The following is a 22,970-nucleotide window of genomic DNA, read 5'->3' as shown; positions in this document are numbered from 1 at the left end:
TGTTCCTCCCGTGAGCGCTGCGCCATGGTAGACGCAAACACGGCCGTTCGGCCAGCGCCCGCGCTGCTGCCGGCCCTGGGGGCGATGACCTCGCTCCAGGCGCTGGTGGCGCTCGCCTTGTTCGCGCCGGGCGTCGTCGCACCCCGTGCCCATATCGAGGTCTGGCAGCTCTCGATGTTCTCGTGCGCGGTCTTTGCAGTCGGAATTCCAGCCTCATTCTGGGGCGGCGGCATTATCGCACGCATGGGCTCGCTCCGGATCGCCAGCCTGTGCGCGGCGGCCATCGTCGTCAGCATGGCGCTGGCCTCGCTCGGCTCGACGGTTGCCCTGCTCGCCGCGGGCCTCTGCCTCGGCCTCGCCTTTGGACCCGAGACGCCGGCAAGCGCAGCCTTGCTGGGGCGGCTCGTGACCGCCGAGCGCCGCGCCTTCGTGTTCTCGGTGCGACAGACCGGCAACCAGATCGGCGCGGTCTGCTGCTCGCTGGCCCTGCCCGCGATCGCAATATGGTTCGGACCGGCCTGGTGCTATGCGGCGGTCGGCGCCTGCGCATTGCTCGCGGCCCTGCTGTTTGAACGGCTGCGGCCTGCCTATGCCGGCAAGGCCGCCCCTCCGCCTGAACTCAATCTGCGCGCGCGACTGGCGCTGGTGACGGCGGACCGGCAGATCGCGATGCTGGCGCTGGCCTCGATGCCGTTCAGCGCGATGCAAGTGTCGCTCAACACGGTGTTCGTCACGCTCGGCACGCGCGAGCTCGGATTGAGCCACGTCGAGGCCGGCGTGGCGCTCGCCTGCGCGCAAGGCGGCGGTCTGGTCGGCCGGCTCGGCTGGGGCCTGGTCGCGATGCGTCTCGATGCCTCGCGCATGGTGCTCATCGTCATCGGATTGGGCATGGCGTTCTGCGCCGCCTTGCTTGGCATTATTGGCGCCTCGCTCAGCCACACCAGCCAGTTCGCGATTGCGGCGCTGTTCGGCCTGACGGCATCGGGGTGGAACGGCGTCTTCATCGCCGAGATCGCGCGCCTCGCGCCGCAGGACAGGATCGGCGAGACCACGGGCGCGGTGCTGACAGCGTCCTATGCCGGCCTGCTGGCGGCGCCGGCGCTGGTATCGATCCTGGATGGTGCCGCGCGCCTCGGCGCGGCCTTCGTCGCCTTGGCGTGCCTCGCGCTCGCAGGCACATTGGCACTGATGTGGGGAGGCGATGACAAATGAGTCAATAGCGCGTCGTGACCCAGGGCTCGCGCCTGTTCGCCGATTTTTTCGCGCCCCAGGATGCGATCGCGATCGGCTGGCTGCGCGACGCCGGCACGGTCGTGGTCGGCCTCGGGTCTCGGCGCGACAATCCATTCGGGAGGTGAACCGGCTCCGCTTGACGCGACGGCACCTCGCCGAGCCAACTCTGTCACTGTCGCCTGAAAGCAATCGTGATCTGGCTGATATTTGCGGCAAGCTCGAGTCCCGCCTTCGGCCCCTGAAGCAGGATGGTGACGCCCTTCTCGTTGCGCAGTTGAACGCCGTTGACGCCGCCGACCAGCGCAAAGCCGCCGCCGACCGAGCTGTATGTTCCTGCAAAATCCTCGACCTCGCCGATCCCCGACGCCCAGCCATCGAGCCGGCCGACGGTGGCGCCGACCGTGATGCCGAAGCTCAAACCGGTGATTTTGAAGGCGTAGCTCTTGCCGCGGTAGGCCAGCACGCCCCTGCCGACACCGCCGCCGATCAGGAGGCCGGCCTTGACAATTCTGGCGTGCACCTGCCCAGTGGCCTGCGCGAATGACGGCGTGCCCGGCGCAGCCAGCCCGAGCACCAGGAGTGCGATGGCGATCAGACGCGATATATGCAGACGCGAGACATGCAGACGTGACGCCATTCCCCGTTCACGGTTTTGCAGCATCGACCTTCTTCCAGGTCTGATCGGGATCGAACAGGGTGGTCCGTTCGGCGACGAACTCCGTGCGCTTGCCGAGATCCTTCTGGTAGACATTGCCGGCATGATTGACCAGGAAAGTCATCACGCCGGAATTGCCGTATTCCGCCGGCCAGGCGATCAGCGCGAAGCCACCGATCATCTTGCCCTTGACGACATAGTTGAGCGCGCCGCCCGGCGCATCCGGACCCTGCCCCTTGAGGATGTGGAAGTAGTAGCCGTGATACGGCGCCGGCCCGACATCGCCGGCGCGATAGCCCTCCTTCGCGGCCTCGGCCGCCAGCGCGCCGAGCGGGCTCGGATCGCTGTCGTCGCGCCAGAACAGGCCGTCCTTTTTGCCGGGCGAGGAGACGATATGCTGTGCATAGACGCCGGCGCCCTCGCCGCGGTCCTTGTCGGCATAGTCGTTCTGCGCATCGACATAGGCGAGCGCGGTCTGGATTGCATCAAGCTCGTTGCGGCCGATGCGCCGGCGCAGCACCTCGATGCGTCCTTCGTCGGTGTCGAACTCCCAGCCCGCCTTGGTATTGATCAGCGGGATCGGGAACGGAAAATCGTCCGGTCCCAGGATCATGGTGGCGGTCTTGTTGCCCTCGGCCTTGATACCGTGCTTGGCATCGTACATCGACGTGAAGCGCTGGCGGATGTCGTTGTCGGCGATCTCGTCGCCGGAGGAGACGATGTCCTCGGCAGCCCTGCCGAGCACTTTCAGAATGTCGCCCGGTCCGCTCTTGACGGCTGCCGCGAGGGCTGCCGCGGCGTCTTCCGGTGTCTTGTAGGATTGCTGCGCCTGTGCCGCGGAGCCAAGCAGCGCCAGCGCCATGATGCAAGGCATCACCGCGCGGCGGAACGATGTCAAGCCGATCATGGCGTCACCTCCGCAGGGATCTTCGCGCCGCCGGCGAGCCAGTCGCGGTAGGTGCGGAATGTCAGTCCGAGCTTCTCGTAATAGACGCGCAGATATCCGTCGCTGCCGCGCGTGACGGCATTCGGCATCACCTGCTCGACCTCCTGCGCCATGACGCCGACATAGGCCTTGTCGCTGCCGATGTAGCTGAAGCGGTAATAGCCGAGGCCGCTGCCGAGATGGCCGAGCAGAACGATGTCGTGCTTCAGCGCGATATCGGAACGACGGCCGCCACCGCCACCGCCACGCCCGCCTCCGCCGCCGCCTCCACCACGGAAGCCACCGCCGCCACCCATCGACATTCCGCCACCGCCGCCACGGCCGGCCATGCTCGGTCCACCACCGCCGCCACCGCGAGGCATGCTGGCCATGCTGGAGCGTCCCCGTGCGGATGCCGCGGCCGCCGAGCGGCCGGAGGAGACGTTCATCGCGCCGCCGCGATTGCCGCCACCACCACGATTGGCGTTAGCCGCCCGATTGCCACTGCCACCGGCTCGGTTTGCAGCCTTGGCGCGATCGCCGGCGCCCTTGTTAGCGCCCTTGGCCCGGTCACCGCCGCCCTTGGCACGATCGCCCGCGCCAGCGCGGTCGCCACCGCCAGGCCGATCGCCACGATTGCCGGCGCGATCACCCGCACGATCTCCCGCACGATCGCCGGCACGGTCTCCCGCGCGATCGCCCGCCCGGTCGCGCGCTCCCTGATCCGGGCGCAGCACCTGGTTGCCATCACGGCCGCGGAAATCCATCCGGTCGGACGCGCCGGCCTTCAGATTGTTGTTGCCGAAACGCTGCTGGACGTTGGCGTTGTTGTAACGCACGCCCCCCCGATGCGCCGCGTTGTGCTGCCAGCCGGTGTTGATGTTGGTATTGCGATGATTGACGTAGACGTTGCGGTTGCCCCAGTTGCAGCCGCCGCCCCAGTAATTGCCCCAGCGCCCGATCGCCCAGGCAGTGCCGAAGGCAAGGCCGGCCGCCACCACGCCGGCGCCGATATAGGACGGATAGCCCCAGTAAGACGGCGGATACTCGGCATAGGGCCAGCTGCCGTAAACCGTCGCGGGATCGTAATAGGGCACGTACATCTCGGAGGGATTGGCCTGCTGGATCACGACGACCTGCTTGCCCTCCTGCGACTGGACGCTGACCTTCTGCTGCTTGGTGGTGACGAGCTTCTTGTTGTCGAAGGCCTTGTTGCGCAGGCGTTGGATGGCGTCCATCACGTCGGGCTGCTGCGCGAGAAAGGCGTCGCCGAGCTTCTTGGTCCATTCGAGCTGGTCGCTCATCATGGTCAGGACCTCGGCGGTGCTGGCGAGCGCCTTGACGCTGTCGTCCCACCCCTGCTTGTCCACCTCGGTCCTCAGCGCATCGCCTTTCAGGGTCTTGCGCTCTTTCAGCCAGCGGTCGGCCTGCACCACTTCGAGCGGATAGGTCGACGCCGCCAGCACGTTGGCGAGGAGCTCGTCGGGATAAAGCGCGATCGGCGCGACCAGGGCCTCGAGCTGTTCCGGCTTGAGAAGCTCGGCCGTCGGCGCAGGCGGGCTTGCGGGCTGTGCTTGCGTGCTTGGGGGCGCCTGTGTGGCCGGCGCCGCCGGCGCGGTGGCCTGAGCCATCGCAGCGGCAGGAACCGCCACCACCAGCGCAAGCGACATCAGGATCTTGCCGCAGCGGAACATCGCATCCTCCCTTGAACTTCGAGTATGGAAAGATCAGGCCCGAGCGCGCGCGTTTGTTGATCGAGATCAACGAAACGCGGCCGTCGCGACCGCCGCAGCGCGAGAGCAGGGCTTCATTCGATCAGCTCGGCTTCCATCAGCAGCCGCCCCGGTACCGTCAGTCCGAGGGCATTGACCGCCTTCATGTTGATGACGAGCTCGAACATGGTGGCGAACTGGACCGGCAGGGTCCGGACCTCGGCGCCGCGCAGGAGGCGATCGACATAGCCCGCGCCGTCACGAAACTGCTGGGTGAGATCGGCGCCATAGGACATCAGCCCGCCGTTCGCCGCGTAGAAGCGGACGGCGAAAATCGCGGGCACGTGCCGCTGCGCCAGAAGGGCGATCGTCATCGCACTCTGCGTCCCGAAGAAGCCGCCATCCGGCAGGACGACGAGGCCGCCGCCGGTGCGCGCCGCCGTCTCGATCGCGCCCGCGATCTCGGCGCCACTGCGGACGCTGGCGCCGGTGACCTTGAGGCCCAGACGGTTTTCCATCTGATGCGCAGCCTGAAGGTAGAACGGCGCATAGGGCGAGGAGTCCGGATTGAACAGCAGTGCGGCGTTGCTCATCGCAGGCGCCATGTCCTTCAGAAGGCTCAGCCACTTCCCGCTCATCGAGTGCTCGTAGAGCGAGAAGCCGGTGAGATTCCCGGTCGGCCGCGCCAGATTGGCGACGAGGCCGGTCCCGACCGGATCGGAGAGACCCACGAAGACGATTGGGATCCGCTGCGTCGCGTCGCGCAGCGCGCGCGTCGTCCCCGTGCTGGTGGAAAGCAGTACGTCAGGTGCCGCGGCGACGAGCTCGAGCGCCTCCAATTGCTGCCGTGCCGGGTTGGGCCCAGGCCAGCGCACCTCGAACCGGCAGTTCTGGTTGGCGATCCAGCCACGATCGGCGAGCCCTTGCTGAAAGGCGTCGACCCGCATCTGCGCGCCGGGATCACCGGCGACATTGCCAGTCAGCACGCCGACGAACGGCATTCTGTCCTGGGCCTTCGTCGCGGCCGGGAACGCAGCCGCCGCGCCGGCCAGCAACATGAACTCACGGCGTCTCATGCTCACCCACACTCCCCAAAACGCGCGCCGGTCCCGGTCATCACGCGACCGCGAAAAGGAAACGGCTTCGCCGACCCCAAGGTTTGATCGAGATCAAGATACCGTCAACGGGCGATCGGAAGCCGGATCGTGAACAGCGCGCCGCCCGCGGCCTGGCTCGCCGCGGCAATCGTGCCGTGATGGGCTTCGACGATGGTCCTCGCGATCGCGAGCCCCATGCCCATGCCTTGCGGCTTGGTCGTAAAGAACGGGTTGAAGACGTTGGCGAGATCGGAGGCTAAGATTCCGGCGCCTGTGTCGGTCACCCTGATCTCGGCGTGATCGCCGGCACGCACGCTCGCGACGTTGACCTCGCGTTTTCCGGCGTCCGTATCCGAGATCGCGTCCATGGCATTGATGATGACGTTGAGAACGACCTGTTGAAGCTGGACCGGATCGCCCTTGACGTGCAGATTAGCAAGGGTCGGCAGGTAGGTCAGTGTGATCCGCCGCCCCAGGGCAATGGCCTTCACCAGATCGATCGCTTCCCGCACCGTGTCGTTGAGTTCGATGCCCTTGATTTCGAACGGCGTCTTCTTGAGAACACTGCGCAACCTGCGGATGACCTCGCTCGCACGATGATCGTCGCGCCTGATATCTGCGAGAATCTGGCGTACCTCGCCGATGTCGGGAAAGTCGGCCTTGAGCATCAGCTCCGCCGTCTCGGCGTTGGTGAGAATGGCGCCGAGCGGCTGGTTCAGTTCATGCGCGATCGACGTCGTCAACTCGCCGACGGCCGAATAGCGGTTGGCATGGGCGAGTTCGGCAAGGCGCTGGCGCGATTCCACCTCGGCAACCCGGCGGCGCCGGCGCTCGTGCAGCAGCCCGCTGATGAGACCCGCCTGCACCAGGAATACGGACGTGATCATCAACATCTGCCAGCGATAGCGTTCCCAGACGCTCGGCTCGCGAAAAAGGATCTCGCTATCCGGGGGCAAATTGCTCGCGCTGATGCCCCAACGCTGCATCTCCCGCCAATCATAACGTGGAGATGCAAGCGGGATGGGTTCAGTCCTGACATCGACGGGCTTTTCACCAGCAAGAAGCCGAATGACCGCACTGACGGTCTTGCGGCTTGTTTCGGCCGTCGAATGCATGGGACCACCGACGGTTTCGCCTCCGAAGAAGGCGTCCTGGTACGAAAAGATGGGCGCGTTTGCGACCGCCCGAAGTCGGCGCAGAGCGGTATCGCCTTCATGAGTGACGCCCGTACCGTCGACCGACATCAGCCCCCAGAACAGGACCGAATGCGGGGGAAGCCTGGACGCACGCTTGAGGATCTCCTCGAACGCAAGCCCCGCGTACCATTCGAAGGAGACCTTGCTCTCGAGGACCTTCGCATTCCTCTTGACCTCATCGAGCCAGAACTTCTCCAGCGGAGAAGCGCCGAGAACCACGACGATCGTGTTGGTATCAGGCAGGACCTGCAGGATGCTGCGAAACGATGCTTGGAAATCGTTGCGGATGGAGACCACGGTGTCGTTGTCGGTCAGCCCCGCATGATCGACCAAGCGCTGCTCGACGGCGGTCATCACCATGGGCGCGTTCGGGAACAGTTGCTCGCGGTATTTCTGCGCAAACTTGCCGGCCGGAGCGCCGATGCTTATCACGATGTCGGGCGGGCGGTTCTCGTACAGAGAGCGCAAATACGCGACAAACGGTTCTTCCGGTCCGGGGTTATTGAACCGGGCGGACAGCAGCGTGTGCTCCTGGATGTCGAGTGGCCATGGCGATTGCGTCTCGAGATCGGCCTTGATGCTCCGCGCAAATTCGCTCCAGGGGAGGAACTCCCGCCCGAAGGAATGCAGCACCAACACGCGCTTGAGCTCGCGATAGCGGGCTTCGCCAAGCTCGACGGCGCCGGCCGGCCCCGGCAGGATGCACGCGGCCAGCACCAGGCCAAGACCAAGCCACGCGGCCGCCATCGGCCACAGCCTGACCGAAACCATGGGCATGCGCCCGCTCATCCGGCTTCCTCGACGGCCTTTCCGGCCGATCTTGGCCGTAGTTCTAACTCTAACCGGGCCGTTGCGACAGCCCCTGAACAGGCAATCATCGGAGCTTAGTGACCACTCAGCACCAACGTCTTGATCGGCAGCAGCAGCGCCTGGATCCGCAGCAGCAGCGCGTGCACGAGGCCGACACCGTCGACGACGTGCAGCCCGATGGCACGGCTGGTCGAGGTGTCCTTGGCAGAGATCTCCTCGTGATTGCTGGTATAGGCATTGACAATGCAGCTGCTGCCCGGCGTGACGCCTTCGAGCCCACCCTTGTAGAGCGGCTCCAGGAACGCGAGAATCGTGCCGGGTTTGACGGCATTCTGTACTTCGATCAGTTGCTGTCCCGCCTGGAACTGTCCGGCGGCGATGTAGTCCTGAACGGACGTGACCACCATCGGGATGATCACCCAGGGTTTGGAAATGCAGCTCGCTTCCGCCACCATCCCTTCCTTGATCACCCCCGACTCGATCTGGCCAAAACCGGCCTGCAAGCTGCGCCGGCCAGCGCCTTCGGGTATCAGGACTCCCGCCGGCCGTAGGAGCTGGTTGACGACGTCGCCGGTGCGAAGGAGGAATTGCTCGACGCGGCCGTCGAAACCGGCACGGATGGTGGTCCTGTCGACCTCCACTTGCGCCTCCGCCAGCGCGGCCTCGGCGCTCGCCTTCTGGGCCGGCAGCAGCGTGGAGACACGCAGTAGTGCCGATTCCTTGGACGCATTCGCGGAGTCGACGCCGGACTGCCGCTGATCGACCAGCACCTGGAGCTTCTCGATGTCACGCTGCGGTACGATGCCGGGATTGCGTTTCTGCAATTCGCTCTTCACGTCCAGTTCGTCCTTGGCCTGCTGCAAGGACGCTTGCGCCTCCCCGACCTGAGCCTCCGCCTTCACGACGTCGGCCCGTGCCGAGATCAGCGATGCGTCCACCTCGGCGCTCTTTCGCTTGGCGGTCTCCAGTGCAGCGTCCTGCTTCGCACTGTCCAATCGGAACAGAACGTCACCCTGCTTCACCGCCGCGCTGAAGCCGACATTGACTTCGGCGACGCGGCCGGCGACGCCTACGGGCACGATCGGCACGGTGCGGTAATAGAGCGTCGCCGACTCTGCGGAGGGGTGAAAATAGAAGATCATGGTGATCAGTGACACCGTCAGCATCAGGCAGCCGGTAATGCCCCAGCGCAGCTCGTACCAGATCGAGAAGAAGGTGATCTCCTTGCCGAAGCGCTTGCCCTGGGCATAGCGGCGGTAGAGATAGTCGGGCAGGATCGTCAGCAGCGAGCAGAACATCAGCTCAAACATGGCTGTGCTCCTTCTCCTTGGCCGGACCGGGCTTGTCTTTTGGAGGCGTCGCAGCCGCAGCCCCTGACAGGATTTGGTCGTCGGTGATCGGCGTAGCGTCCGCGATCTTTTCGACGGAATCGGCAATGCTGCGCAGGGGCGTGCCGAAATCCGGAATGTCGATGAGCGCGAGCAGCAGGCCGGCGACCCAGAAGACATGCATGTGCGTGAACAGCGAGATCAGGCCGAGCACGGCGACGAATTCAAACTGCAGCTTCTGCGACTTGTGCGCCATCCGCTCCGGCATGCTGTGCAGCTTCCAGTAGAGCGTGCCGACCCACGGGATGGTGCCGATCAAAAACAGGCCCATCACCACCATGAGCGTATCGGTCCCGCTCCCCGGCGCGAGATAGAACGGCAGATGATGCGGGGCCGCGGGATGAAGCTGCTCACTCAACGTTCACTCTCCAAATGGATTGGGTTCGGAATTGATCAGCAGGCAGGAAGCGCTATCCCGGTACGCATTGGTTGATCTGGATCAAAGGTGCGAGCGGTGCCGACCCTAGCGTTTCACGAATGCGGACCCAGAACAAGCGAGCAGGAGACGCAAGCCATGACCGGTAACATCGACGATCTCATCCCGAATGCCACGCAAATTCGCAAGGAAGCCGCCCTCAAGGAGGCCGAGAAGGCCGATGAATATGTCCGCCTCGCAGCCGCCGCCGAGGCCGAGAAACGCGCGCTGATCGAGCGATTGAGCAAACCCTCCGGCAAGAGCGAGGAGGAGAAGCTCAAGCTCGCCTCGACCGTGATCCAGCGTGCGGTGCGAAACGGCCTCACGGAGGTACTGGTTTATCGTTTCCCCAACTCGCTCTGCACCGACAAGGGACGCGCCATCAATCAGATGGAAAAGGGTTGGGAGAACACGCTGACGGGCATCCCCAAGGAGGTCTTCCAGCTCTGGACCGATTATCTGAAACCGCGCGGCTATCGGATCGCCTACCAGATCATCGATTTCCCCGGTGGCGTGCCCGGCGATATCGGCGTGACCATTTCCTGGGACGATTGATTTTTGGGCCGATTGATTTTGGGACGATTGACGAATTCGGCAGCGAAGGAACCGGCATGGCCAAGGACGCGACCGCGGAGCGGATGAAGCGGAAGGACTACGAGGCGGAGCTTGAAAAGCTCCAGGTCGAGCTGTGTCACCTTCAGGAATGGGTGAAAGCGGAGAAGTTGAAGGTGATCATCATCTTCGAAGGGCGCGACGCCGCCGGCAAGGGCGGTACCATCAAGGCGCTGACCGAGAAGGTGAGCCCGCGCGTGTTCCGGGTCTGCGCCCTGCCCGCACCATCCGATCGGCAAAAATCCCAGCTGTTCCTGCAACGCTATATCGAACAATTCCCCGCCGGCGGCGAAATCGTGATCTTCGACCGCAGCTGGTACAACCGCGCCGGCGTCGAATATGTCATGGGTTTCTGCTCGCCGGCCGAGCACAAGCGCTTCCTGGAATTGTGCCCGCAGGTCGAGAAATTCGCCGTGGATGCCGGCATCATCCTGATCAAGCTGTGGCTGGAGGTCGGGATGGAAGAGCAGGAACTTCGCTTCAAGGCACGTATCGAAGATCCGCTGCGGCAATGGAAGCTCAGTCCGATGGACACCGAATCCTTCGGGCGCTGGTACGATTATTCTCGAGCCCGCGACAAGATGTTCGAGGCGACCGACACCAAACACGCGCCCTGGCGACTGATCCGCTCCGACGACAAGAGGCGGGCACGGCTCAACGTCATCTCCCACATCCTGAGAGCGATCCCCTACAAGAATATTGCGCCGAAAAAGGTCAAGCTGCCGAAGCGATCCCTCAAGGGCCGCTACAACGATCAAGCGAGCCTGCGCGGGCTGAAATTCGTCGAGGAAAGATACTAAAGGAAATCAGGCCGCGCCAGGAGCGCGGCCTGATTTCTTGGCGGTCATTTCAGCCGGATCGTGACGCCGCCCACCGCAGCCGACACTTCCGCCCCGACCCTCGGTCCGCTGAGCTGAAGGATCACGCCATTGCCGTTCTGCAATTGCACGGCACCGGCGCCGGCCGCAACGGCGCCGCCTGCGCCACCTGCGGCATAGGAGCCTTCAATCGACTGCGGCCCTTTCAGATTGAGGGCGCGACCGACGAACTTTGTGGTGGACGCCCCGATCGTGAAGCCGACGCTCATGCCGGAGACGGTGAAGGGATATTTATGACCACGGTAGACCAGCACTCCCTCCCCGCCGCCGACACCGACAATGAAGCCGCCCTTGGTGAAGACGACGGCGACCTGACCCGTCTCGGCACGCGAGGCGGTACTGAAGCCGACGGCGACTGCAAGCGTGGCTGCAACAGCGACGCATTTGGCAATTCTTCTCATAACCAGTTTCCCCTTGAGTTGTGACATCGACCTATTGTGCCAGGAGCATTGCGAAGTAGCCGAAGATGGTGAGCAGGATGCCGGACACGGCATAGGCGACGGGGAACCCGATCCACGGCACTGAGCTCTGGATTTCGACCGCGGCCTCACGGCACGGACCGGAGTGCGACCGCGCTCCGGCAACGCCGCCCATCAGCACGGCCGGGTTGATCTTGAAGATGTGGTAGCCAATCGCCCAGACGATGAACGGCGGAACCGTGCAGGCGATGAAGCCGGCGATGAAAATCTTCAAGGCAATGGCACCCGTTAGCTGCGAGAGCAATCCGGCGCCGGCGTTGACGCCGACGATGGCGACGAAGACGACGAGGCCGAGATCCTCCAGTACGTTACGCGCCGCGTTCGGCGTGTTGCCGAAGAACCGCAGCCGCGACACGGCCGAGGACACGATCACGCCGGACAGCAACAGGCCGCCGGCATTGCCGAGACCGATCTTGGCGCCGAAGGCCGGGAATTCGATCATGCCGATCAGGAAGCCGAGGATCATGCCCGCGGCCAGTGTCAGCAGATCGGTAGAGGTATTCGTGCGCGCGATGCGGCCCCACATCTCGCCGAGGTCATTGACGGCAGACTTCAGGCCGACGACCGTGATGATGTCCATCCGCTGCAGTTCGGTCTTGAGACCGGCCGGAATCTGCACGCCACCGCGTTCAACCTTGCCGATCTGCAACTGACCGGCAATCGCCTGCTCCCGGAAGGACTCGAAGGTCCGTCCGACCATCTCCTTGTTGGTGACGAGAATGTCAGCCTGATCCAGGGGAATGCCGAGCGCCTTGGCGTCGGCAACCTCGGGACCGATCAGGCCCATCTTGTCGGTGAGATGCTCGGTCGCGCCGCCCAGCGCGATGATGTCGCCCTTCAGGAGGACGAGGTCGGGGTCGGCCCCCACCGACTCGCCGCCACGCAACACGTTGGCGATGCGGTATTCGGGATTGGCCTTGCGGAAGCCGGCGATGCTCATCCCGGCCTGGGCGGGATTTTCCAGCCGATAGGCCCGCAGCCCAAACTGGCGATAACCGGTGAGGCCGGCGCCTTCGAGATCCTTGACGCCGAACTCTTCCTCATACTTCTTCGCCGCCGCCTTGGCGTCGACGCCCCACCAACGCGGGAGATATTTGCAGATCAGGATGATGCCGACGGTACCCCAGATATACGTGATGCCGTAGGATAGCGCGATCATGCCCGACGCATCCTCGGGCTTCATCCCCTCAGGCAGCTTGACGACGCCAGAGGTTATCGCCTGCTCAGCCGAGCCGATCGCAGCCGACATGGTCTGCGAGCCCGCCAGCATGCCGCCGGCCGCACCCGGCGGCAGAGCGAACAGCTTTGCGCAGATGACGACAAGCGCCAGACCAAGCACACTCGACACCACCGCCAGGACCAGGAACTTGAGCCCGTCACCGCTCAGGCTGTTGATGAACGACGGGCCGACGCGCAAGCCGACGCCGTACATGAAGAGATAGTAGAACAGGCTCTTGGCGAACGTGTTCAGCTCGAGCTTAACGCCGTACGTCGAGGCCCAGACTGACAGTCCCGCGCCGACCACGATGGCGCCGGCCACCATGCCGAGACCGTAGCCCTTGATGTTAGCGCGTCCGATCCAGACGGCGAGTCCGACCACGAAGAACAGCAGCAGAAACGGATTCTGCTGCAGAAACGTGAAAAACCCCAACATTGTTCGTTCCCCTTTATGACGCGGCCTTGAGCTTCGCCGAAGTGCCGGGCTTCGGCCGTCCGATCTTCGCCAGGGCTTCGCTGCGCACGAGCTTCAACCCTTCCTTGGCGTCGTAGCCGTGGATCTCCTTCACATCGAGCTTGCGCATGAAGTCGATGGTTTCCTGGGTGATGACCTGACCGGGCACCATGATCGGGAAGCCCGGTGGATACGGGATCACGAAACTGGCGGACACCAGCTCAGGGCCGGCCTTCAGGCGGCGGTCGATCTCGGCATCGCCGAGCGGGATATATTCGCAGCCTGCCGCGTCATAGGCCGCGTAGAAGCCGCTGCGAATGTCGCCCTCGTTGGTCTTGGCGCCGGCATCGCCACGGAAGCTCGGGTGGAAATGCGAGAAGTTCGGCAGGTCGGGGACATCTTTCATCAGGCTCTTGACCCGCGCCTCGAACGTTTTTTTCGCATTGGCGCCGCCCTGCTTCAGACCGCGATCGACCTCACCGGCGATCTCGGCCAGCACCCGGATCAGCTGCGCGACGTCGCTGCGCGTGTTGTTGATATTGGACTGGAGCAGAACCGAGTTGCGCGAGGTCTTGTTGACCTGAATGCTGTACTCGTTGGCCAGCATGCCCTTGAACTGGGTGCCGTCGAAGCCCGCGGTGCCGCACACCAGAGTCATGCGGGTTGGATCAAGGCAGAATTCGTCGTCATCCAGGCTCTTCAGGGTATTTGCCCAGTTCACGCCGGGCGCCAGATAGTCCGTAAAGCCGCTCTCGCGGTATTGTGCGGGCACCATGCCGTCCGCACCGACAATGCGGAAATATTTCGAGATCAGAGGATTGTTGGTGACCGCCTTGCGGATGGCGATCGCGATCTCGATCGCATTGGCGACGAGACCGTAACCTTCGAGCTCCATCTGGCGCCGCGAGACGTCGAGGCTGGCGATGAGCTGCTGGTTCGGACTGGTCGAGGCATGGGTGAAGACCGCCTCTTTGAACTGCTGCTCGACAGTATGAAATTCGACGTCCTTGACGGAGAGCATCGAGCCTTGCCGGATGGCGGACATCGACTTGTGGGTCGAGTTGGTCTGGTAGACGCGCAGCCGGATCTGACGCGGATCGGGAATGAGCCTGGTCTTGAGCAGCACCTCCTCCGAGGGGTTTTTGCCGAGCTCGGCCTGCTGCTTCTCATAAGCCGCGACCGACTTCGGATCGTGCATCCAGGCCTCGATCTCGTTGGCCGCGCCCAATCCGGTGCGCCGTCGCAGGAACGGCGAGAAGCGCGCAAAGCCGAACCAGGCTTCGTCCCACAGGAAGATCAGGTCCGGCTTGATGGCGAGGCATTCCTCCATCACCCGGCGGGTGTTGTAGATGTGGCCATCGAAGGTGCAGTTGGTCAGATCAAGCAGCTTGACGCGGTCGAGACGGCCGTCGGCCTTCGCCCCCAGCAGTGCCTGCTTGATCGTCTTCAGCGGCACCGCGCCATACATCGAATATTCCGTCATCGGGAAGGCTTCGACATAGAGCGGCTGCGCCCCGGCCAGCACCATGCCGTAATGGTGCGACTTGTGACAGTTGCGATCGACGATCGCGATGTCGCCTGGCGCCAGCAGCGCCTGCACCGCCATCTTGTTCGAGGTCGAGGTCCCGTTGGTGACAAAGAAGACGCGGTCGGCGCCGAGCGCGCGTGCCGCCTTGTCTTGCGCCCTCTTGATGGTGCCGGTCGGCTCGAGCAGGCTGTCCAGGCCGCCCGTAGTGGCGCTACTTTCGGCCAGGAACAGGTTCAGGCCGTAGAACTCGCCCATGTCGCGGATCCAGTCCGACTTGAAGACGGACTTCCCGCGCGCGATCGGTAGTGCATGGAACGTCCCGATTGGCCGCTGCGCGTACTTCTTCAGATTGTCGAAGAACGGCGTCTCGAAGCGATCCTGCACGCCTTCGAGGATGGACAGATGCAGCTCAAGCAGCTCTTCGATCGAATAAAAGATGCGGCGGGCCACGTTGGCCTCCGGATTGCCGGCCATCTCCTCCACGTCGCGATTGGACATCAGATAGATGTCGAGCTCGGGGCGGACGCGTTTGATGATATGGGCGAGCCGGAGCGCGGAAGCGTCGGCTTCATCATGCAGGCCGGCCGAAGACGTCATCGTGCGCAGCACCGGCGCATCATGACGGGAGCGCAGCGCAAAACCTTCGTTGATCACGACCGCCGCGATATCTGGGTTCAGGAGCGTAGCGCAGAAAGCGTCTTCGAGACTTCCCACGATCACTGGCTCATAGACGAACTGATCGACCGGCCGCCTCAGCTTGCGCCATTCGGATGTCAGTGCCGGCCAGTTGTTGGAGGAGACGCCGGTGACGATCAGCGTTTCAAAATAAGGACGGCGCCCCGATTGCGGGGTGAATGTCGAGACCAGCTCCGTGGCGTCGCCATTGCCCTCATCCGCGTCGCCGGAATCGCCGCCATGCTGGCGGAACGACTTGGTCTGAAGGGCCTGCGTGAGCCGGGTCGACAGAGCCAGCGAGGCGGCTGCATCTCCGGTAGAAGCAGCTTCCCGCAGGGCGCCCATCAATCGCATGCCCGGATAGCCGTGAAATTCCTCCGTCACCGAGAGTTCGGCGAGCGCCGCGTCATATGTTGCGCGATTGCCGCCCCTCGCCCACGCCTTTGCCGCCTCCACCAGATCGCGCCAATGGTCTGCCCGCGCTCCCGGCCCGGAAAAGAACTGGTCGATGTGCGTCTGTGCGGGCTTGGCGTCCTTGTGCATATGTCTCTCCCGATCCTTCACGGTCCCATGGCAACCCCTTGGGACAAAGATGATCGGGATCGTGAGTGCGGCGCCGATCGCTCCATTGATCCAAGTCAACGGTCGCGTACATTCTGAAGGGACGATCGGCCGCAGCGATGCCTTCGCGTTGCAACAGGGGCGTGATCAGGCCGGTCGTTGAGGCGGATCGCCCTTGTCGTCACCGAGAACGCTGTCGAGCGAGCGCAACCACTGGCCGCTGTCGGTCTTCTCCGCGAGCCCTTCGGCGCGCAGGAGATCGCGGAGCTGCGCATGCGCACCGACGATGCAGAGGGTGACCCGCCGTGACGCAAGCTCGTCATGAAGATCGTGCAGCATGCGTGCACCCGCCAGATCGATATAGGGCGACGCCGAGAGATCGCAGGCCACGAGCCGGACGTCCGCGGATCTGCGCAGCGCAATCAGGACCGTATCGAGGATCGTCTCGGCATTGATGTAGAGCAGCGAAGCTTCGGGCCTGAAGGCGATGATACCGACCAGCGGCTCGACATCCTGATGCCTGGCGCTATCCGAATAGCGGCCGGTGCCGGGCAGTCGGCCGAGGAACGCTACGTTCGGCCGCGAGGCGCGCGCCAGCAGCAGGAAAATCGACGCAATCGACGCCAGCAGGACTCCCTGGAGGATACCGAGCAAGAGCACCGAGACGAGGGCAATCGCCGCGGCGTAAAAGTCAATCCGGCTGACCTGCCACATCTTCAGCAGTGCGCGGACATCGACCAGCTTGTAGACGGCTGCGAAGACGATGGCTGCGAGCACCGCCTTGGGCAAATTGGTGAGCAGCCCCGTGAAAAACAGAAGACATAGCCCGAGCGTCACGGAACAGATCACCAGCGCCAGCGGCGTCCGCGCGCCAGCATTATCGTTGACCGCAGACTGCGACAGGCCGCCGGCGACGGGATAGCCATGGCCGAACGCCGCCGCGAGGTTCGCCGCGCCCAGCCCCAGAAACTCCTGGCGGACGTCGAGCGGATAGCCGTGCTTGGCGGCAAAACTCCGAGCCGCCGACACACCCTCGATATAGGCCAGCAGCACGCAGCCTGCGGCGAGCGGAAAGAGATCGTCGAACGCCAACAGGCCGAAAGTCGGCAGCCCCAGCGCCGGCAGGCCTTCCGGTATCTTCCCGGTGACGGGCACACCGAGCGCCGGAAGCCCAAGGAGCGTCGCCGTCACGATCGCGAGTGCGACGATGGTGATGCCGACCGGTTTGCCCGGCAGAAGCCGTTCGCCGAGCAAGAGGAGCAGCAGCGCGATCGCGCCGATGGCGAGCACCAGCGGGTCGATGCCGCCGAGCTGCCCGACCAGCTTGATGGCCCGGTCGAAGAAATTGTGGCCGCCGCCGGCAACCCCTAGCAGGCTCGGCAACTGGCTCATGATGATGGTGAGCCCGGCACCGGCCTTGAAGCCGACCAATATGCTGTCGCTGACCAAGCGGACCAGCACGCTCAGCTTGAACAGCCAGGCGATGAAGCACAGCACCGCCACCGCGAAGGCCGCAAGGCTTGCGATCTGCGCATAGCGCACCGCATCGCCTCCGGCCAGCACGCCGACGGTCGCTGCGATCATCAGGGAGATTGCCGAGGTCGGACCGATCGCGAGCTGCCGCGATGCGCCAAGCAACGCATAACCGAGGCCGCCGAGCATGTAGCCGTAGACGCCGATCTGCGGCGGCAGGCCTGCGAGCGCCGCATAGGCGAGCGAGACCGGAATGGCATAGGCCGCGAGCGTGATGCCGGCCACGGCGTCGGACGGCAGCCATTCGCGCCGATAGCACGCAAGCCAGTCAGCTGGCGGAAAGAACCGCGACCAATTCGGTTCAGGAGGCGCATTCATCGGACCACCTCACGCGGTGTCACTTCGCAGCGCAGCAACACGATCAGCAGCGCGACTACGGGAATGCCGAGCGCTAGATTGGGGATGTTCTTGGTGACGAAGGCACCGGCGGCGGCGCCAGAGCCGAACATGGCGCAAAGCGCGAAGAGGATACCCGACCGGCGCAGCGTTCCGGCCGGCGCACCGCCGTATGCGACCGCAAAGATTGTCTCGACCGCCTGGCGCATGTTGCCGGTTATCATCACCGTGCTGCAAAGCGCGCCTTCGACCTTGGTGAACATCTCGACCTGCATGGCGGCGACAAACGAAATGCCGAGCGTCCCGGCGATATCCGGCAGCCGGTTGTGCAGGATGCCGATCGCGATCAGCAGCACTATCTCAACCAAAATGCTGATCGTGCTGGCCCGCTCGCCGCAGACACGCCGGAGCCATGCGGCAACCACGATACCGCACGCAAAGGCGAGCATTGGCGGCACGAAGTGAGACGCCTTCACCCAATTGCCGGCAGTCGCATAGACCCAGAGGAAGATCAAATTGGCGGTCTGGGCATTCGCCATGACGCCGTGGATGATCCAGGTATACGCGTCGATATAGCCGCCGGCGAAGGCGAGCAGAAGTACGATCTCGACCGTTTCGTCGCGGCGGATCGCATCGGCTGCGACCTCCAGAGTACTCATGTCGGCAACGCGGGCTGTCGCAAGTCCTTCATCCTGGTGATTGAGGTCGCCTTGTCCCAACCAGGTTTGATCTGGATCAAGCAATCTTCCTGGGCAGCCAATCAAATCGCCGCAAAGCGCTCGGGGGAAATTACGACCATGGACACCGTCAGGTGGATCATCACCACCGCACCGGAGATATTCCTGCTGCTGGCAGTTGCGATCGGCACGATCCTTGGCCGCATCAAGGTTCGCGGCTTCTCGATCGGCACCACCGCCTGCATCCTCATCGTCGCAGTGCTGATGGGACAGCTCGGAACGTTCGCTTTTCCGTCGCTGCTTCGCATCGTCCTGTTCAGCCTGTTCGTGTTCACCATCGGCTACCGGTCGGGGCCCGAGTTCTTCGCCTCCTTGAGCTTCCGCACGCTTGCCCAGGTCCTCATGGCGCTGGTCCTGGGCGGCACCGGCCTCATCATCGTGCTGACATTTGCCCACAGTTTCGGGCTCGACCCCGGCACGGCCTCCGGCGTTGCCGCCGGAGCTATGACACAATCCTCCATCATCGGCACCGCGTCGGGCGCGCTGGCGCAACTGGACCTGCCCAAGACCGTCCTTGCCCAGCAGGAAGCCAACATCGCGGCCGGCTACGCGGTCACTTACGTGCTCGGTTATATCCTGACACTGATCTACGTCCCCTTCGTCGCGCCAAAGCTGATGCGGATCGACCTTAAGGCGGAAGCCAAGAAACTCGAGGCCGAGTTGGCGGGCGGCGATCCGCCAAAAAGTGAAAATCTCTCCTATCGCAAGTTCCAGGCACGCGCCTACCGCGTCTCGCCAGGCGCGAGCCGCACCGTCAAGGCGATCGAGGACGAAATCGGCAGCCGTACCGTCATCGAGCGCATCGTCCGCCGGGGAGCGGACGTCGCGCCCCATCCGGACACCGTGCTGGAAGCCGGCGACGACATCGTCATCTCCGGGCGCACCGCCGTCATCGTGGCCGCCGAGCCGATCGTCGGCCCCGAGATCGATGCGGATGAAATGCTGAAGGCGATTCCCGGCAATGTGATCGACGTGGTCGTGGATGCCCGCAACCTCCATGGCCGGTCCATCAAGGAGATCGCCGAACGCGTCGGCGGCGACGCGCGCGGCGTTTTCCTGCGCGCGCTGAAGCGCATGGGTCGCGACGTGCCGCTGGGAGCGGACACGCGGGTCTATGTCGGTGACGTCATGACGCTGGTCGGCAATACCCGCAACGTCGAGCGCGCGGCCGCCAATGTCGGCCAGATTCTGCGCTCCGGTGAGCGCGCCGATATTGCCTTCCTCACCGCCGGCATCGCCGTCGGCCTGCTCGCCGGTCTTGCCAGTCTCAAGGTTGGCGGCGTCGCCCTGACGCTGGGCGGTGGCGGCGGCGCGCTGATCGCGGGCCTGGTCTGCGGCTGGCTGCGGACGCGCCAGCCGACCATGGGCGCGTTCCCGCCCGCCGCGCAGCAGACGCTCAGCGATTTCGGGCTCGGCGGCTTTATCGCGGCGATCGGGCTTGGCAACGGCGCCGCAGCCTGGACTGCGATCCAGGCGCACGGGCTGTTGCTGGTCGGCATGGGCCTCGTCATCACCATCGTGCCGCTGATCGTCGCAACGCTGTTTGCGCGCCATGTGCTGCACATGAACCCGGTCATCATCTGCGGAGCGCTGGCCGGCGCCATGACCGTCGATGCCGCCGTGACCGGCGCCTGCGAGGTCGCCGAGAGCCAGACGCCGGTGCTCGGCGTCGCGGTCCCCTACGCGGTCGGAAACGTGGTGCTGACCGTGCTCGGCCCGATCATCGTGGCTGCCACCTACACCGGATGAAGGAGACCTGCGATGCGGCAGCCGATCAGCACGGCGTTGGGATGCTTCGCAGCCATGTTGCTGGTGCTGGCTGCTTTCACCGCGCCCGCGCGCGCCCAGGATGACGTCCGCATCCAGGAAGAGATCTGGGCGCTGCCACTGCCGCTGCCAATGTTCGCCTATCTGGTGCGGCCGGTCGGCGACGGCCCCTTCCCGCTGGTCATCATGAACCATGGCGTCTCGCTCAACCCGACCGACCGCAGCTTCTTTCCGCTGGTCGAATTCCGCGACGCCGCCAAATGGTTCGCAAAGCACGGCTACCTCGTGGTGGCGCCGGTCGGCAGCGGCTATGGCGCAGCCGCCATCGACATTCCCGAACGCGCCATCTACGGCCCGTTCTTCTCCAAGGTCGGCAAATGCACCAATCCCAACTTCCACGATGCCGGGCTCGCTGTCGCCCAAGTCGACCTTGCGATCATCGACTACCTCGCCGCGGAGAAACGCATCATCCCGAAGGATGTGATCGTGGTCGGCCAGTCCGCCGGCGGCTGGGCCTCGATCGCCCTGTCGAGCGTGAATCCGCCGCCGGTGAAGGCCATCATCACCTTCGCCGCGGGCCGTGGCGGACGCGTCGGCGGCAAGCCCAACAACAATTGCGCGCCCGACAGGCTGGTGAAAGCAACTGCGGATTTCGGCCGAACCTCGCGCGTGCCGATGCTCTGGATCTACATCGAGAACGACACCTTCTTCGGTCCCGATCTATCCAAGCGCATGCATACGGCTTTCACGGCCGCCGGCGGCCGGGCCGAATATCACCTGATGCCGCCATTCGGCAATGAGGGCCATTTCTTTATCGGCTCGCCGGACGCGATCCCACTGTGGTCCCCGCTGGTGACGAAATTCCTCGACGCGCAGAAGTGAGCCCTGAACTCCGGAGACTGGACGATGCCTCGCCCTCTCGATTGCCTCTCTGGCCTCTTGACCGTCGCAGCCATCGGGGCTGCGACTTCTCCAGCAATTGCCGCTCCGAAGGCGGCGCAAGCAGACAAGCCCGCGGAGGTCGCAACGCGCGGCCAGCGCGAAGCCAAGGACATCACCTATGGTGACTGGCAAAAGCTCTGCTTCAAGGCCGGTGGCGCGCCGACGCTGTGCCGGACGTCGATAACGGGCAAATTCGTAACCGGGCAGACCGCCGTGCGCATCGACCTGATCGAGCGCGAGGACGCACCCACAGCCCGACTGCAGCTGTTCGTGCCCGTCGGCATGTACCTGCAACAGGCGCCCAAATTGACGATTGACCAGGCCACTCCCGTCCGCGTGCCCTACACCTGGTGCGCCACCAATCTCTGCATCGCGGCCGATGCGGCCGCGCCGAGGGTCGTCAAGGACATGGAATCCGGCAAGACGCTGACGCTCGAACTCGTCGATTCGAACCTGCTGGCCCTGACGACCTCGATTCCAATGGCGCAGTTCGCGTCTGTCCACAAGGGCGCACCGGCGAAGACGCTGGAGCAGTATGTCGACGAGTGAGAAACCCTAGGCCGCATGGGCGCGCATCACCGACTCGATCAGGGACTGCGCGGAAAACGGTTTCGTCAGGTAAGCGACGCAGCCCGACGCAAGGGCCGCGGCGCGGTTCGCCGTGCAGTCGTTGCCTGTGATGTAAATCACCGGCGCGGTCATGCCTTTCTCCATCAGCTCCCGGCGCAGGTCGATGCCGGACTTTCCGTCGAGATTGATGTCGAGCACGACGCAGATCGCCCTGTCAAAGTTGCCATAATCGTGCAAGGCGCCCCCGGACTCGAACAGCGTTGCGCCAAAGCCGTGCTCCCGCAGCAGCCTGAACATGCTCGTCCTGACGGACGAATCATCATCGACGATGAAAACGGAACGGCGCGTCGGCACGGCCTTGACCTTTCAGGAGGCATCAACGCTGATGGCGCTAAGAGCTGAATCCATATGCATCGGGGCCAATCGCGCCTCCGCCAAATCCACATTCCCACGCCTGCATGGCAGCACCGCGAAAGCAGATTTTCTATTGTCCCTTCGGGAAGTCACACCGAAGGAACCGTGCGAATTGACAACGGATCAGCTAAGGCTCGTTCGTATCCAGCATTCCGAGCCGCTCCGCGATCGAAACGAGTTCCGCAAGCGAATGGACCTGCATCTTCCCCATCACCTGGTGGCGATGCGCCTTCACGGTTCGCTCGGTGGTTCCGAGTTCATGGGCAATCTGCTTGTTGATCCGACCGCGCACGATGAGATCGAACACCTGCCGCTCCCGTTGCGTCAGCGTGGCAAGATGTGTGCGAAAAATATCCAGCTTGCCGCGCTGGACGCTCGCCGTCCGCTGATGCGCCAGCGCGCGCTCGATCGCATCGATCAACTGCTCCGAGGATATCGGCTTGGTCAGGAAGTCTTCCGCACCTGCCTTGATCGCGCGCACGGTGGTCGGCGTGTCGGCATGTCCGGTGAGGAAGACGATCGGCAGCATCGAACCGGACGCGACCAACCGGGACTGCAGCTCCGGACCGCTCAGTCCCGGGATCCGGACGTCGAGCAGAATGCATCCCACCTGCTCGTCATTCGGCGCGGAGTCCAGCAGCTCCTGCGCCGACGCATAGGTCGCAACGTCATAGCCCGCGAGCTTCAGCCGGCGTTCGATCGCCGTCCGAAAAGACTCGTCGTCGTCAACCACGTGAATGAGGCTTGGCACCTTCTATTTCTCGCCCGATTCAATGAGGACTGTCGAGGTCCTCTCACTCTCAGAGTCGCATTCAACATTTCGATGTTGGAAATA

The 22,970-nt window shown here is 64.1% G+C and carries 21 protein-coding genes; 7 read left to right on the top strand and 14 right to left on the bottom strand.

The genetic code is table 11. The annotated features are described in order from the left end of the window. The first annotated feature begins 24 nt into the window (after positions 1-24). The gene (locus IVB31_RS03000; RefSeq protein WP_247318343.1) at positions 25-1,212 is read left to right on the top strand and encodes an MFS transporter; all 1,188 of its coding nucleotides are present in this window, start codon (positions 25-27) and stop codon (positions 1,210-1,212) included. A gap of 14 nt (positions 1,213-1,226) precedes the next feature. Then, positions 1,227-1,358, top strand: coding sequence for a hypothetical protein (locus tag IVB31_RS33510; RefSeq protein ID WP_256464291.1), 132 nt, complete (start codon positions 1,227-1,229; stop codon positions 1,356-1,358). Positions 1,359-1,402: 44 nt separating this feature from the next. On the opposite strand, the gene IVB31_RS02995 is transcribed toward IVB31_RS33510, so the two are convergent. The 7 genes from IVB31_RS02995 to IVB31_RS02965 all read right to left on the bottom strand — a co-directional run bounded on the left by IVB31_RS02995 (position 1,403) and on the right by IVB31_RS02965 (position 9,374). Continuing rightward, positions 1,403-1,870 (bottom strand): hypothetical protein, encoded by a 468-nt coding sequence (locus IVB31_RS02995; protein WP_247318340.1) that lies wholly within the window; start codon positions 1,868-1,870, stop codon positions 1,403-1,405. 7 nt (positions 1,871-1,877) lie between these two features. Next, complete coding sequence (locus IVB31_RS02990) at positions 1,878-2,795, bottom strand: DUF2950 domain-containing protein (protein ID WP_247318338.1); 918 nt, start codon at positions 2,793-2,795, stop codon at positions 1,878-1,880. Then, complete coding sequence (locus tag IVB31_RS02985) at positions 2,792-4,507, bottom strand: DUF3300 domain-containing protein (RefSeq protein WP_247318335.1); 1,716 nt, start codon at positions 4,505-4,507, stop codon at positions 2,792-2,794. Before IVB31_RS02985 ends, IVB31_RS02990 begins: the two co-directional genes overlap by 4 nt. 113 nt (positions 4,508-4,620) lie before the next feature. Then, the gene (locus tag IVB31_RS02980; RefSeq protein ID WP_247319398.1) at positions 4,621-5,601 is read right to left on the bottom strand and encodes an ABC transporter substrate-binding protein; all 981 of its coding nucleotides are present in this window, start codon (positions 5,599-5,601) and stop codon (positions 4,621-4,623) included. A gap of 104 nt (positions 5,602-5,705) precedes the next feature. Beyond that, positions 5,706-7,595: a HAMP domain-containing sensor histidine kinase gene (locus IVB31_RS02975; protein ID WP_247318333.1), complete on the bottom strand. Its 1,890-nt coding sequence runs from the start codon at positions 7,593-7,595 to the stop codon at positions 5,706-5,708. Between the two features lie 107 nt (positions 7,596-7,702). Then, positions 7,703-8,938, bottom strand: coding sequence for a biotin/lipoyl-binding protein (locus IVB31_RS02970; RefSeq protein WP_247318330.1), 1,236 nt, complete (start codon positions 8,936-8,938; stop codon positions 7,703-7,705). Further along, the gene (locus IVB31_RS02965; RefSeq protein ID WP_247318327.1) at positions 8,931-9,374 is read right to left on the bottom strand and encodes a hypothetical protein; all 444 of its coding nucleotides are present in this window, start codon (positions 9,372-9,374) and stop codon (positions 8,931-8,933) included. Before IVB31_RS02965 ends, IVB31_RS02970 begins: the two co-directional genes overlap by 8 nt. A 156-nt stretch (positions 9,375-9,530) precedes the next feature. Here IVB31_RS02965 and IVB31_RS02960 point away from each other — a divergent pair, with 156 nt between their 5' ends. Both IVB31_RS02960 and ppk2 read left to right on the top strand, forming a co-directional pair. After that, positions 9,531-9,986 carry a hypothetical protein gene (locus tag IVB31_RS02960; RefSeq protein ID WP_247318325.1) on the top strand — a complete coding sequence of 152 codons (456 nt, stop codon included), beginning with the start codon at positions 9,531-9,533 and terminating at the stop codon, positions 9,984-9,986. Positions 9,987-10,042: 56 nt separating this feature from the next. Next, on the top strand, positions 10,043-10,843 hold the full coding sequence (gene ppk2, locus IVB31_RS02955) for a polyphosphate kinase 2 (RefSeq protein WP_247318323.1): 801 nt from the start codon (positions 10,043-10,045) through the stop codon (positions 10,841-10,843). Positions 10,844-10,887: 44 nt separating this feature from the next. On the opposite strand, the gene IVB31_RS02950 is transcribed toward ppk2, so the two are convergent. The 5 genes from IVB31_RS02950 to IVB31_RS02930 form a co-directional block, all read right to left on the bottom strand. Continuing rightward, complete coding sequence (locus tag IVB31_RS02950; protein WP_247318321.1) at positions 10,888-11,322, bottom strand: hypothetical protein; 435 nt, start codon at positions 11,320-11,322, stop codon at positions 10,888-10,890. A gap of 31 nt (positions 11,323-11,353) precedes the next feature. Next, positions 11,354-13,054, bottom strand: a complete 1,701-nt coding sequence (locus IVB31_RS02945; protein ID WP_247318319.1) for a transporter — start codon at positions 13,052-13,054, stop codon at positions 11,354-11,356. A 13-nt stretch (positions 13,055-13,067) separates the two neighbouring features. Next, positions 13,068-15,818 carry a decarboxylase gene (locus IVB31_RS02940; RefSeq protein ID WP_247318316.1) on the bottom strand — a complete coding sequence of 917 codons (2,751 nt, stop codon included), beginning with the start codon at positions 15,816-15,818 and terminating at the stop codon, positions 13,068-13,070. A 165-nt stretch (positions 15,819-15,983) separates the two neighbouring features. Next, on the bottom strand, positions 15,984-17,687 hold the full coding sequence (locus tag IVB31_RS02935) for a SulP family inorganic anion transporter (RefSeq protein WP_247318315.1): 1,704 nt from the start codon (positions 17,685-17,687) through the stop codon (positions 15,984-15,986). After that, a complete protein-coding gene (locus IVB31_RS02930) occupies positions 17,684-18,364 on the bottom strand; it encodes a YoaK family protein (protein WP_247318313.1) in 681 nt (226 codons plus the stop codon). Before IVB31_RS02930 ends, IVB31_RS02935 begins: the two co-directional genes overlap by 4 nt. A gap of 138 nt (positions 18,365-18,502) precedes the next feature. Between IVB31_RS02930 and IVB31_RS02925 the strand changes: the two genes are divergently transcribed. From IVB31_RS02925 to IVB31_RS02915, 3 genes are read left to right on the top strand one after another with little or no spacing between them, the layout of a single operon-like run. Then, positions 18,503-20,191, top strand: coding sequence for a transporter (locus IVB31_RS02925; protein ID WP_247318310.1), 1,689 nt, complete (start codon positions 18,503-18,505; stop codon positions 20,189-20,191). A gap of 12 nt (positions 20,192-20,203) precedes the next feature. Then, entirely contained in the window at positions 20,204-21,091 is an 888-nt protein-coding gene (locus tag IVB31_RS02920; protein WP_247318307.1) for a dienelactone hydrolase family protein, read from the top strand. Positions 21,092-21,115: 24 nt separating this feature from the next. Continuing rightward, positions 21,116-21,700, top strand: coding sequence for an invasion associated locus B family protein (locus tag IVB31_RS02915; protein WP_247318305.1), 585 nt, complete (start codon positions 21,116-21,118; stop codon positions 21,698-21,700). 6 nt (positions 21,701-21,706) lie between these two features. Here IVB31_RS02915 and IVB31_RS02910 read toward each other — a convergent pair whose 3' ends face one another. Together IVB31_RS02910 and IVB31_RS02905 are read right to left on the bottom strand one after the other, a co-directional pair. Next, entirely contained in the window at positions 21,707-22,075 is a 369-nt protein-coding gene (locus IVB31_RS02910; RefSeq protein WP_346730845.1) for a response regulator, read from the bottom strand. A 187-nt stretch (positions 22,076-22,262) separates the two neighbouring features. Beyond that, complete coding sequence (locus IVB31_RS02905) at positions 22,263-22,886, bottom strand: response regulator (RefSeq protein ID WP_247318299.1); 624 nt, start codon at positions 22,884-22,886, stop codon at positions 22,263-22,265. Positions 22,887-22,970: the final 84 nt, after the last annotated feature.

The sequence above is a fragment of the Bradyrhizobium sp. 21 genome, assembly GCF_023073335.1.
In the GTDB taxonomy this organism is placed as follows: Bacteria; Pseudomonadota; Alphaproteobacteria; order Rhizobiales; family Xanthobacteraceae; genus Bradyrhizobium.
The sequence above is the reverse complement of the archived record's forward strand: the minus strand, read 5'-3'. Positions and strand labels throughout refer to the sequence as shown.

Excerpts from the sequence above, each read along its gene's own strand:
- IVB31_RS03000 (WP_247318343.1), top strand. The coding sequence starts at position 25 with ATGGTAGACGCAAACACGGCCGTTCGGCCAGCGCCCGCGCTGCTGCCG.
- IVB31_RS02995 (WP_247318340.1), bottom strand. The coding sequence starts at position 1,870 with ATGGCGTCACGTCTGCATGTCTCGCGTCTGCATATATCGCGTCTGATC.
- IVB31_RS02990 (WP_247318338.1), bottom strand. The coding sequence starts at position 2,795 with ATGATCGGCTTGACATCGTTCCGCCGCGCGGTGATGCCTTGCATCATG.
- IVB31_RS02985 (WP_247318335.1), bottom strand. The coding sequence starts at position 4,507 with ATGTTCCGCTGCGGCAAGATCCTGATGTCGCTTGCGCTGGTGGTGGCG.
- IVB31_RS02980 (WP_247319398.1), bottom strand. The coding sequence starts at position 5,601 with ATGAGACGCCGTGAGTTCATGTTGCTGGCCGGCGCGGCGGCTGCGTTC.
- IVB31_RS02975 (WP_247318333.1), bottom strand. The coding sequence starts at position 7,595 with ATGCCCATGGTTTCGGTCAGGCTGTGGCCGATGGCGGCCGCGTGGCTT.
- IVB31_RS02970 (WP_247318330.1), bottom strand. The coding sequence starts at position 8,938 with ATGTTTGAGCTGATGTTCTGCTCGCTGCTGACGATCCTGCCCGACTAT.
- IVB31_RS02960 (WP_247318325.1), top strand. The coding sequence starts at position 9,531 with ATGACCGGTAACATCGACGATCTCATCCCGAATGCCACGCAAATTCGC.
- ppk2 (WP_247318323.1), top strand. The coding sequence starts at position 10,043 with ATGGCCAAGGACGCGACCGCGGAGCGGATGAAGCGGAAGGACTACGAG.
- IVB31_RS02950 (WP_247318321.1), bottom strand. The coding sequence starts at position 11,322 with ATGAGAAGAATTGCCAAATGCGTCGCTGTTGCAGCCACGCTTGCAGTC.
- IVB31_RS02945 (WP_247318319.1), bottom strand. The coding sequence starts at position 13,054 with ATGTTGGGGTTTTTCACGTTTCTGCAGCAGAATCCGTTTCTGCTGCTG.
- IVB31_RS02940 (WP_247318316.1), bottom strand. The coding sequence starts at position 15,818 with ATGCACAAGGACGCCAAGCCCGCACAGACGCACATCGACCAGTTCTTT.
- IVB31_RS02935 (WP_247318315.1), bottom strand. The coding sequence starts at position 17,687 with ATGAATGCGCCTCCTGAACCGAATTGGTCGCGGTTCTTTCCGCCAGCT.
- IVB31_RS02930 (WP_247318313.1), bottom strand. The coding sequence starts at position 18,364 with ATGAGTACTCTGGAGGTCGCAGCCGATGCGATCCGCCGCGACGAAACG.
- IVB31_RS02925 (WP_247318310.1), top strand. The coding sequence starts at position 18,503 with ATGGACACCGTCAGGTGGATCATCACCACCGCACCGGAGATATTCCTG.
- IVB31_RS02920 (WP_247318307.1), top strand. The coding sequence starts at position 20,204 with ATGCGGCAGCCGATCAGCACGGCGTTGGGATGCTTCGCAGCCATGTTG.
- IVB31_RS02915 (WP_247318305.1), top strand. The coding sequence starts at position 21,116 with ATGCCTCGCCCTCTCGATTGCCTCTCTGGCCTCTTGACCGTCGCAGCC.